This is a genomic window from Enterococcus sp. AMC1086 (assembly GCF_058216575.1).
Map to the genome: position 1 here is coordinate 2,166,044 of NZ_CM177100.1, position 11,867 is coordinate 2,177,910.

The window sequence follows — 11,867 nt, forward strand, 5'->3', positions numbered from 1 at the left end:
ACTCGATTGATCACCACCTGTTTTATAATTATAGCTATTAAACACCCGCTTTGGCCTCTCCTTCCGGATTGAACAGATAGCCAATTCCCCAAACCGTCTGTAAATATTTTGGTTTTTTGGGGTCATCTTCGATTTTATTTCTTAGATAATTAATATACACAGTGATTAGATTCTTATCCATATCTCCATTACTCCAGACATTCGCATAAATCTGTTCTTTACTAAATACTTGATACGGATTCTCCATAAAAAACAAAATCATCATGATCTCCTTTGACGTCATGCTCACAATTTCACCATTTTTGCTAAACTGATATTGGTTTTTATCAAATGAAAAAATCCCTTCTCTCAACATCGTTTCTTCACGTTGTTGACTCAAGGTCAATAGCTGCTCTGTTCGATTCAATGTACTAATAACTTGCGCTCGTAAGACATTTGGCGCAAACGGTTTAGGCAGATAAACATCCCCACCAGATTCTAAACCACTAATAATATCATACTCACTCTTTTTTCCACTAACAAATATGATCGGTGTCAATGGTTGACGTTCTCGAATCAATTGAGCCAAATGATATCCGTCACTTTCATGTTCTAAACTAACATCCAATAAAAATAATTGAAATGTCACTCGATCCATAATATCTAAGGTTTGTTCAATTGTATCACTTTGATACACCAATAATCCCGTTGATTGAAGCGATTTCCAAATTAATCGGCGAATTGCAGGATCATCATCTACTACTAAAATTTTTTCATTCCGCAATGTATACACCTCAACATTCTTTTTACGTTACCTATACAATAGCGGAATTATCTTTAAATTTCAACATGAACTTGTTATGATATGAACAGACTTTTAAAAGGAGCTAGACCAATGAAACGAACAAATAGAATTGTGAACATCATGATCGCAGCAATGATCGTTTTTATTGTTGCATCCGTTTTCTTTGCAGTTCGTGGTTTTTCCGTTATTCGCAAAACAACTACTGCCAGTGGACAAGACTTTTTATTACAGTCGACAGAATATGTTGGAAAAGTGATTCAGCTTTCCATGAAAAATCGACACCAAGCACTTAATTATCTAGCTATCGATGGCAATTTAAAAAATAGTGATAATCCAGAAACTTACTTAAAAAACAGTTCTTCTTCTCTCAATACATTTTTTGAATCACTAAACAATGAAGCTGACGCACTTTTTTATATGAAACCTGACGGTACCCCCTTATACGCTTTTCATTGGGATTCTAAGAAAAAACAAGTAGTCATTGCAGATATCAAGACCATTCATCCATTCATTAGCCATGATTTGTCTTTAAAACAGCTTTTAGCCGAACCGACCGTTCAAAATGGTGATTCGTATTTTATCGACAAAAAAGCCTATGTCAATTTTTACCAAGAAATCAAAACTGCTTCTGGTACTATCGATGGTTATCTGATTTTACCGCTAAATTTGGACGTTTTCTATAGGAATTTTCTGCAAGATTTTGAAGTCGACTATAAAGGCTATCCCATGATTAAAGACCAGTCAATGACTGTCATTATGCATCCTGTAAAAGAGCAAGTTGGTTTAGACATTATCAACGGCCGAGAAAAACTTTATCCGAACTTTGATTATTCTGATTTAAAACGATTGGAAAAATATCAGCTAAACCATTCATCTGGAAAATTGACCTACAACTCTTATTGGTGGGATGAAGATACGCCGACAGAAGTCTTAAAAATCAGTGCCTTTGAATGGATCGATGTCGGACTTGCCCATTGGGTTGTTGCAATAAATGCCGATTATAATGAACGAAATGATGCCATTATTAATTTTGTGATCGTCTTGTCTTTTCTACTCGTTTTATTATTACTATTGATCATTATCTGCTCGCTCTTTATTCATAATTTTAGAAAAAAAGAAACGATCGAAGCAGAAAATCGTCAATTGATCGAAAAGCAAAAACAACAAAAAATGCAGCATCAACTTGAATTAGAACTCTACCAGCGAAATAAAATGGAAACAGTCGGTTTATTAACCACTTCGATCGTTCATGACATGAACAATTTTTTAACCCCCATTATAGGCAACACACAATTATTATTGGAGGAACACGGAGACGATCCTTTATTGAAAGCAGATTTAGAAGAGATTTTACATTCTGCCCAAAAAGGAAAACAGCTCTCTTCAAATGTATTGCACTTTTCTAAACCTCAAAAAAGTGTTCAAGAATGGATGGACATTTCAGCTACGATTGGTGTAGCCGCTCATTTGATTGGGGAAATCATTCCTAAGAAAGTTCAACTAACGCTATCCATTCAAGATAATTTGGGAACGACTAAATTAGAAGAAACTGATTTACAAAATTTGATCTATAACTTAATCACCAATGCCTATCAAGCAACAAAAAACAATAAAGACAATATACAAAAAATTCAAGTAACTGTCGGACCTGCCTCAAAAGAGACAACTGATTTTCTGAGAACAAACACCCATCGGATAAATCATATTGACAGTTTTGTTACATTGGAAATCTCTGACAATGGTCCTGGCATCCCCATAGCATTACAAGAAAAAATATTTGAACCCTTCTTCACGACGAAATCAGCTGATGAAGGGACTGGTCTTGGTTTGTTTGCAGTAAACTCAATAGTTGCGAAGTATGAATGGTTCCTTTCATTAGAGTCAATAGAAGGTTTTGGAACAAGTTTTTTCATCACATTCCCCGTTCGTTCATGTGAATAATTAAAAAATAAGCATTCTTTTGTTCTATTGGTTTGAAGAATGCTTATTTTCATACAAGTATTTTTAAGTCGTCTAAAAACAAACGTTAGAGTATTTTTTTTCTTTCTTTTTCGTTATACTAAGATTGAAATCATTTATTGAAGGAGTTCTATTATGGGGAATTATTTTAGTATTATTATTGGCATTGTTTATCTTATTGGTGTATTTTGGATCCCAAAGTGGCGCAAAAAAAAGGTGAATCAAGATTGGAAATTTTATGAAGTACTTTGGTTCTCAATTTGTTTTATCGTGTATGTCATTTACCTAGAAATTCAGCTTCACACCTACTATTTCTTATTACCATCAAGCTTTCTACTGCTTTTTCTTTTTAGTTATTTTAAAGAAAAACGTAGATTAACAAATGGGTTATTATTTAACTTATTTCTAATTGTTGGTATGACTTATTTGGGGTCTTTGCTTTATAGAACACTCAATCCATTATTGATTGTTTTAGCAGGAATTACGCTCGTTGTTTTGTTCCTACTTATATTGATCGGACTTTATGCCTTGGTTGTATTTTTGTATTGGAATGCAATCGTCGTTATGCGCAAAGAAGGACATTCATTAGCGAACTTATTAACACTACTTTTAGCAGTTGGTCTGACGGCTTTTCTTATTTTTAATCATTATTCAAGTCGAATTTTGCCTGAGTGGGCCTCTCTATTATTTGGTATCTTACCACTCTCAATGTTCTACTTTTCTTTTGTTTTCTATAATTTTTTGACGATTTCAGTCATTTATCAATTTAATCAGCCTAAATATGATCAAGATTTTATCATCGTTTTAGGGGCTGGATTGATCGATGGAAAAACAGTCCCGCCACTTTTAGGCAAACGAATCGAAAAGGCCATTCAATTTTATAAAGCCCAAGCCAATGCTACATTAAGTCCACCCAAAATTCTTATGTCTGGTGGTAAAGGGAATGATGAGCATGTTGCTGAAAGTATTGCAATGAAAGATTACGCCATCGAAAAAGGAATTCCAGAAGAAGATATTTTAGTTGAATCAAATTCAAAAAACACCTTAGAAAATATGAGATTTTCAAAAGAAATCATGGAAACAGTTTTTGGTGGAACAGATTTTCATGCACTATTTACAACCAACAATTTCCATCTGTTTCGTGCAGGTCTTTTTGCGAAAATGGCGAATCTAAACGCAGATGGACTTGGAGCAAAAACAGCCTTTTACTTTCTACCAAATGCTTTTTTAAGAGAGTTTATTGCCATTGTAATGATGCACAAACGCCGTCATTTGATTATATGCGGACTGATTGCATTCGTGATGATTTTCTTAGCATTCGTTCAATTCTTTTTTATCTCTCGTCATTAAACTTAAAACAAAATTGGAACAGAAGCGTTTATTCTGATTCCTTAAGGCTTGGATATGACTCGTAGAGTTATGTCTAAGCCTTATTTTTTTTATGAAATTGGATATGGCGGATCTCATCATAGCCAATCTTATGCCCATCTACATAAATCCCTAATGCATCATGTCCTTGAATCCTTCCTATAACGTCTGCACCGTAGTTCCCATCACAATCCAGTTCTTCTTTTTGAATCCTCACTTCAGCTTGACTTTGAAAAGCCTGAGCTAAAACTTCATCGATTTCCGTCCAACTCATTTGAATTTTTTTTTCAGCTGGCTGTCTTTTTTTCTCTTGTTCAATGATTGCTGTATGTTCAGATAAATAAAAACCTGCCCACTTTTTCATTTTTCGATCTTGATACTGTTCAAAATAATAATCCCGCTCTTTGCTCATTGTAAGCCCTCCATTCCTCCAGCATGCCCACCGACTAATGATGCTCTTGAAATTGCTGTGCCGCCTGATGATACTGAACTCGCATGAACTAAAGAAACATAGCCAAATCGCTGCCGGATATCATCAATCAGCTGATCTAACTCTAACTCTTTGATCTGTTCATCAGGTTCATGAAATAAGTCTAGTTGTACATAAGTATTATAATTCAATTTGGTATAAGTAATCCCAATATGTCGTACTTCTTCTCCATGCCAATGTTGTCTGAATATTGTTAAACAATACTCAATCAACAGCTTACTACTATTTGTTAAAGGAACTTTCATTTGTCTTGAAAATCCTGATCCTAAAGACTTATCAGTCCTTGAAAAACCAATGGATAAATGCACACATTCTGTCTGGCAATGTGCCTTTCTAAGTCTGGCCGCCACTTGTTCCGCCATTTCACGTATCACAACTTCGATCTCCTCTTGTCGCAAATAATCTCGCATCAAAATTTGAGAATTATTATAAGAGCGTTCTTCTGGTATATATTTTTCCGATAAACGGCTGCGGTCGATACCATGTGCATGAGCATAAAGCTGTTCACCGATGATTCCTAAATTTCTTTTCAGACTATTCAAATCAGCATGTGCCAAATCATAAACGGATCGAATCCCTAAATTATTTAAGCGTTTCTCCATTCGACTCCCAATCCCCCACATATCGGTCATCGTTTCGATTGTCCAAACTTTTTCGGATACATCCTCATAATGCCATTGGGCTAAGCGCTCCTGATTATGCTTAGCTTCAATATCCATCGCTAATTTTGCTAATAAGGGATTATCCCCTATTCCAACTGTGATCGCTAATCCTGTTTCATTTTTGATTCTTTGTTGGATGATCTGTGCGAGTTCTACCGGTGTTCGTCCAAATAATTTCCAACTAGCGGTCACATCTAAAAACGATTCATCAATCGAATAAATATGTAGATCTTCATCTGCTACATAGCTCTTATATATCTCATTGATTTTCATATTTTCCTTGATATACTCATTCATTCGCGGTGGGACGATTACCAATTCTGGATGGTTTGGAACATCATATTTTCGTGTCACATTGGTGATTCCCAGTACTTCTTTCGCTTTTGGAGAAGAAGCTAAAACCAAACCACCCGTATTTTCTGCATGACTCATGACTACCAACATTTTTTCAATTGGATTGAAACCTCTAGCGACACATTCTACTGACGCGTAAAATGATTTTACATCAATGCAAAAAATCACTCTTCTTGGTTCTTTTTCATAATCAAAAAACATAGCATTCCTCTCCTTGTTTTATTTCAAAACCAATTATACGAACATACGTTCATTTTGTAAAGGGGAACACCTTTTTAAATTTGAGCCTGAGTAAAAATAATTCTTTTTTTAGAATTATAGATAGAACTACTATCTAAAAATGTAAAAAAGCATTATAGTTATATAAGATATTACAAACAACGAATCATAGTTTAAAGGAGTGAAGTCTGTGTCGGTTTATGAAAAATTTATTCAAAACGAACGATTAAGACGTTTTTTTGTTTTGGGTGTTGTTATTTTTGTTTTATTTTTAGCTAGAAGTATGATCACAATGATTTTATTAACATTTATTTTTACGTTTTTAGCGCTTCATTTCGTGAAATTTGTTCAGCGCTTTTTAAAAATCCCATCGCTCATACTAGTTTTAGCAACCTATTCTTTAATTGTTTTTTTAGTCTATCTGGCTATTACAAAGTATGTACCAGTTGTTATCCATCAAACAGTTCAGATGTATAACTCGGTGATCCATTTTTATAAAAATCCAGGAGATAATCATAACCAACTATTGATGATCATAGATGACTATCTAGAGAAATCAAATTTAATGTCACAAATCCAAAATGGGGCGAGTACCATTTTACGTTATGTTCAAGACATTGGTTCGATCGGTATTTCCTTTGTCCTTTCATTTGTTCTAAGTTTCTTTTTTATGATCGAGAAAAAACAAATGACTGAGTTTTCTAAGTTATTTTTAAAAAGTGATTTCGACTGGTTTTTTCAAGACATCTATTATTTTGCTGATAAGTTTGTAAATACATTTGGTGTCGTAATGGAAGCTCAATTCTTTATTGCTGTTGTTAATACTAGTATTACAACGATTTGTTTGGCTTTGATTGGATTTCATCAATTGCCAAGTTTAGCAATCATGATTTTTCTTTTGAGTCTAATACCCGTTGCAGGAGTGATTATCTCCTGTATTCCGCTAAGTTTCATCGCCTATTCACAAGGTGGTATCAACGATGTAATTTATATTTTAGTGGTGATCATCGTAGTGCATTTATTTGAGTCTTACGTATTGAATCCCAAATTTATGTCCAGCAAAACAGAATTACCGATTTTTTATACATTTGTTATTTTATTGATCAGTGAACGATTGTTTGGTGTTTGGGGATTGATTGTCGGTATCCCGATTTTTACTTTCTTTTTAGATATCTTAAAGGTCAAACCCATCCATTCTTTCACTGAAAAAATAACATATGATCCAGAAAATAATAAAGAAAAATAATTCCTTTGCTCTGCTTTCGTTTAAAAAATAGCTAAATCAACGCTTATAAAATTGTTTAGGCCGATGAATTAATGCCTAAACCAAAACTTGTAAACGTGACTCTCAAGGAAGTATTTGACAAGTTGGCTTATTTGTCGTAAAATTGCTACAAAATAACATATCAAACTTTAATAAAGCGAAGTAGCAGTAATGTCCCTTTTTCAGAGAGTCAGCATTTAGTGAGAGTTGGCATATACATTTTTGTGAATTACACTTTTAGTTTCCTACCGTAAGTAGGCGTCTATCTACGATACAGATTTGAGAGGTATATGATCTTTTCATGTACAATTTGGGTGGTAACACGGCGAAGTTCGTCCCATAGGCTAAAACCTATGGGGCGTTTTTTATTTTATTTAGGAGAGGAATAGGCGAAATGAAAAACATTATTGATGAATTAGAATGGCGTGACGCCATCAACCAACAAACAGATAGCGAAGGTTTACGAAAATACGTTGAGACCGAGAGCATTTCACTATATTGCGGTGTGGATCCTACAGGAGACAGTATGCATATCGGGCATTTGATTCCATTTATGATGCTAAAAAGATTCCAAGCATTCGGACACCATCCTGTTATTTTAATCGGTGGCGCAACCGGAACAATCGGTGATCCAAGTGGACGAACAACAGAACGTCAATTACAGACAATGGACACCATCCAACATAACGTTGACTCTTTAACAAGACAGATGGAAAAATTATTTGCTGTAGATACTGACAATACATTAACATTAGTAAACAACTATGACTGGACACACAATCTTACTCTTTTAGACTTCTTAAGAGATTATGGTAAATTTTTCAACATCAACACAATGCTTGCCAAAGATATCGTAGCAAGCCGTTTAGAAACAGGAATTTCCTTTACAGAATTCACGTACCAAATCCTACAATCAATGGACTTTTTGCACTTATTTCAAAATAATAATGTCCGCATGCAAATTGGCGGCGCCGATCAATGGGGCAATATTACAGCAGGTTTAGACTTGATTCGTAAAAAAGAAGGTGCGGATGCAAAAGCCTTTGGTTTAACAATTCCATTGATGTTAAAAGCAGATGGAACAAAATTTGGTAAATCAGCTGGCGGTGCAGTTTGGCTTGATCCAGAAAAAACAACGCCTTACGAATTCTACCAATTCTGGGTAAACCAAGACGACCGCGACGTAATCAAATACTTGAAATTCTTTACCTTCTTAACGAAAGAGGAAATTGATGCCCTAGAAGTAAAAGTCCAAACGGAACCACACTTACGTGAAGCACAACGCGTACTAGCAGCAGAAATGACAAAGTTTGTTCACAGTGAAGCTGATTTAAATGATGCTCTAGCAATCTCAGAAGCATTATTTTCAGGTAACGTAAAAAATCTAACCTCCAAGCAAATTGAAGAAGGTTTTAAAAACATGCCTACTATTGAAACAGAATCGCTTGATCAAAATCTTGTAGATTGGTTGATTGAACTTGGAATCGAACCTTCTAAACGCCAAGCTAGAGAAGATATCACAAATGGTGCAATTTCAATCAATGGTGATCGTATTAAAGAATTGGACTTTACCGTTACAGCAGATCATAGCTTTGATGGAAAATTTATTATTGTTCGAAAAGGGAAAAAACAATACACTTTAGTGAAAATACTTGCTAAATAATAGGAATATTTTTGTCGTTTCAAATCAAAGAAGATGCGATCAATAGTATAAGGCAAATAGTCATTATGATTCACCAACCATTAAATAAAAAATAGTTCCAGATACGTTCTATTTAACAAAAAACGGCTCTATACTTTCTGATGTTGGTGAGAAATCACCGGCATCTTTTTTTAATGCAAAATAATAGAAAAGACATCCCGATATCCTTTAGAATTAAGTCGACTAAAACCAATTAAAAGGAGGAAATCAAGATGTCTTACACCAATCTTATCAAAAATACCTTAGATATTCTAGACTTAAACATTACTTTTACTGAAAATTCTTTAGAAAAAGAACGCATTAAGGGACGAATTTGTCAGGTATTTTCTGGTACATTAGACTATTTAGCCCACTCCTGTCTTCATTGTGGAGAGAAAGAAAAAGGAAAGATTATTCGTTGGGGCTATACGACTTGTCTTATTTTAATGAACGATGTGTCTGAGTATCAAACGTATTTACGCTTGAAGAAACGCCGTTTCTTCTGTTATTCCTGTGAAAGAACGTTCGTCGCTGAAACAAGTCTGATCCAAAAAGGGTGTTCGATTTCTAAGAAAGTGAAGCTATCCATTGCCGATCGATTAAGAAAGGTCACGTCTATGAGTGAGATTGCGCGTCAAAAGAAGGTCTCTGTTTCTTCTGTCTATCGCGTCTTGAAACAATTTTATGAACCGAAAAAAATCAATCGCCTGACCTTGCCTGAAGTCCTTTGTTTTGATGAATTTAAATCGGTTAAACAGGTCGCTGCTTCTATGAGTTTTATCATGATGGATGGTCAAACAAAGCAGTTAATTGATGTCATTGAAAACCGTCAATTGTCCTTTTTACAACGTTATTTTTCACGATTCTCTTTGTCTGTTCGTGAACGTGTAAAATATATCGTTTGTGATATGTACGCTCCTTATTTTTCTCTCGTCAAAAAATTGTTTCCTATGGCTCAGATTATTCTCGATCGCTTTCACATTGTCCAACACATTGGACGAACCTTTTTAAAACACCGCATTCAACGAATGAATCTGTTTCTCCAGAAAGGAACTGTAGAGGCAAAAAAATATCGACACTTGAAGAAGTACTGGAAACTTCTTCAAAAGAACCAATCGAAGCTCGATTTTGAAAAACGCCAATGGCGTCCTTCTTTCCGCACCTATTTAACAGAAACAGAACTCGTTGATCGACTCCTTGCATATGATGAGGAGTTAAAATCTGGTTACACCTGTTATCAGAACGTTCTTTATGCGGTACAAACACGAGACTACACAAGATTCCACTCGCTATTAGAACAAGATTGTTCTGGACTTCCCGTCTATTACCAAACAGTTTTTTCTACCTTTAAGAAAGTTCAAAATGAAATTAAGCATGCTCTAGAATTATCCTATTCCAATGGCCCATTGGAATGCTTGAACAACCATATCAAAGTGTTAAAGAGAAATGCGTATGGGTTTCGTAACTTTTATAACTTTAAATTGAGAATTGCTTTATGCTTTGGTAACGTTCTTTTTCAGCCAAATAGAAAAACCTAGAGGTATTTTCCTCTAGGCCTTACAATAATTGATTTAATTCTTTGGATTTTCTTCACCAACATTAGTTGACAAAGAGCCCAAAAAACAAAAGACCGAGCTTGGCTAGCTCGGTCTTTCTTTGTGTGACAAATATGCTATTTAAATATGAATTGGCAAACCTAAAGCCAACTCAGAAGCATCCATAGTAATTTCCCCTAAAGATGGGTGTGGATGGATCGTTAATGCAATATCTTCAGCATTCATGCCAGATTCAACTGCTAATGATAATTCAGAAATCATATCACTTGCGCCAACTCCGCCGATTTGTGCTCCGATAATGACATTGTCTTCGTTTGTTGTTACCAAACGTACAAATCCTTCAGTTTTACCTAAAGAAATAGCACGACCGTTACCAGCGAATGGGAATTTGTACGCAGTTGCTTCTAATCCCGCTTCTTTGGCTTCAGCAATTGTCATACCAACACTTGCTAATTCTGGATCAGTGAAGGCTACAGCAGGCATTGCTTTGTAGTCAACTTCTACTTTTTTACCAGAAATTGCTTCTGCCGCAATTTTCGCTTCGTAGCTTGCTTTATGAGCAAGAGCAGCGCCAGGTACGATATCACCAATAGCGAAGATATTTGATACGTTTGTTCTACCTTGTTTGTCCACTTTAACTAAACCACGTTCGCCAACTTCAACACCTGCTTGTTCTAAACCAAGATCATCTGTGTTTGGACGACGTCCAACTGTTACCATTACATAGTCAGCAGTGACAGATTCTTCTTTACCGTCTACTTCATATTTTACAGTTACGCTGTCGCCATTGTCGATTGCTTCTTTAGCCATTGCTTTTGTTACAACTGTTACATTTTTCTTCTTGAAGTCATCTGTAACTAGTTTAACCATGTCTTTTTCATACGTTGGTAAGATTGAAGGGCTACCTTCTAAAATCGTTACTTCAGAACCAAGATTCGCATATGCTCCACCTAATTCCGCACCGATAACACCGCCACCGATAATAACAAATTTCTTAGGTACTTCTTTCAAGCTCAAACCGCCAGTAGAATCTAAGACACGTCCGGCAAATTTAAATCCTGGGATTTCGATTGGACGAGAACCTGTTGCTACGATTGCATTATTGAATGAGTATGTTTGAGCTGAATCCGGATGAATCACGCGTAATGTGTTTTCATCAACGAAGAAAGCTTCTCCTTCAATAATTTCGATTTTATGTTTTTTTAGAAGGAAACCAACACCGCTTGTCAAAGTATTAACAACTTTGTTGTCTTTCCATTCTTGTGTTTTTGTAAAGTCTAGCTCAACACCTTTAGCTGTTACACCAAACATAGTTGAATCTAGTGATTCTTGATAGTGATGTCCAGCTGCGATCAATGCTTTAGAAGGAATACATCCAACGTTCAAACATACACCGCCGATAAACTCACGTTCAATGATCGCAACTTTTTGACCCATTTCAGCAGCACGAATCGCTGCAACGTATCCTCCAGGACCTGAACCAATTACGACTGTATCTAATTCAATGGCGAAATCTCCTACTACCATGTG

At 35.5% G+C, this 11,867-nt stretch carries 9 protein-coding genes and 1 other annotated feature; of the genes, 5 read left to right on the forward strand and 4 right to left on the reverse strand.

Features of this window, described 5'->3' with window-relative positions; genetic code table 11:
• Nucleotides 1–37: 37 nt before the first annotated feature.
• Nucleotides 38–763, reverse strand: a complete 726-nt coding sequence (locus tag AC4BC4_RS10225) for a response regulator transcription factor (protein WP_490475625.1) — start codon at nt 761–763, stop codon at nt 38–40.
• Between the two features lie 111 nt (nt 764–874).
• Here AC4BC4_RS10225 and AC4BC4_RS10230 point away from each other — a divergent pair, with 111 nt between their 5' ends.
• Both AC4BC4_RS10230 and AC4BC4_RS10235 read left to right on the forward strand, forming a co-directional pair.
• Nucleotides 875–2,725: an ATP-binding protein gene (locus AC4BC4_RS10230; protein ID WP_490475626.1), complete on the forward strand. Its 1,851-nt coding sequence runs from the start codon at nt 875–877 to the stop codon at nt 2,723–2,725.
• Between the two features lie 153 nt (nt 2,726–2,878).
• Complete coding sequence (locus AC4BC4_RS10235) at nt 2,879–4,093, forward strand: YdcF family protein (RefSeq protein ID WP_490475627.1); 1,215 nt, start codon at nt 2,879–2,881, stop codon at nt 4,091–4,093.
• 73 nt (nt 4,094–4,166) lie between these two features.
• On the opposite strand, the gene AC4BC4_RS10240 is transcribed toward AC4BC4_RS10235, so the two are convergent.
• Together AC4BC4_RS10240 and AC4BC4_RS10245 are read right to left on the reverse strand one after the other, a co-directional pair.
• Nucleotides 4,167–4,523: a hypothetical protein gene (locus AC4BC4_RS10240; RefSeq protein ID WP_438756690.1), complete on the reverse strand. Its 357-nt coding sequence runs from the start codon at nt 4,521–4,523 to the stop codon at nt 4,167–4,169.
• A complete protein-coding gene (locus AC4BC4_RS10245; protein ID WP_490475628.1) occupies nt 4,520–5,818 on the reverse strand; it encodes a Y-family DNA polymerase in 1,299 nt (432 codons plus the stop codon). The genes AC4BC4_RS10240 and AC4BC4_RS10245 overlap by 4 nt, the downstream gene beginning before the upstream one ends.
• 208 nt (nt 5,819–6,026) lie before the next feature.
• On the opposite strand from AC4BC4_RS10245, the gene AC4BC4_RS10250 reads away from it, so the two are divergent.
• The 3 genes from AC4BC4_RS10250 to AC4BC4_RS10260 all read left to right on the forward strand — a co-directional run bounded on the left by AC4BC4_RS10250 (nt 6,027) and on the right by AC4BC4_RS10260 (nt 10,319).
• Nucleotides 6,027–7,082 (forward strand): AI-2E family transporter, encoded by a 1,056-nt coding sequence (locus AC4BC4_RS10250; protein WP_490475629.1) that lies wholly within the window; start codon nt 6,027–6,029, stop codon nt 7,080–7,082.
• Between the two features lie 158 nt (nt 7,083–7,240).
• Nucleotides 7,241–7,443 (forward strand) — a binding site (T-box leader).
• Between the two features lie 51 nt (nt 7,444–7,494).
• A complete protein-coding gene (tyrS, locus tag AC4BC4_RS10255; RefSeq protein WP_490475630.1) occupies nt 7,495–8,763 on the forward strand; it encodes a tyrosine--tRNA ligase in 1,269 nt (422 codons plus the stop codon).
• 251 nt (nt 8,764–9,014) lie between these two features.
• Nucleotides 9,015–10,319: an ISL3 family transposase gene (locus AC4BC4_RS10260; protein ID WP_438755906.1), complete on the forward strand. Its 1,305-nt coding sequence runs from the start codon at nt 9,015–9,017 to the stop codon at nt 10,317–10,319.
• A 138-nt stretch (nt 10,320–10,457) separates the two neighbouring features.
• Here AC4BC4_RS10260 and lpdA read toward each other — a convergent pair whose 3' ends face one another.
• Nucleotides 10,458–11,864, reverse strand: a complete 1,407-nt coding sequence (gene lpdA, locus AC4BC4_RS10265) for a dihydrolipoyl dehydrogenase (RefSeq protein WP_438756694.1) — start codon at nt 11,862–11,864, stop codon at nt 10,458–10,460.
• Between the last annotated feature and the right edge of the window lie 3 nt (nt 11,865–11,867).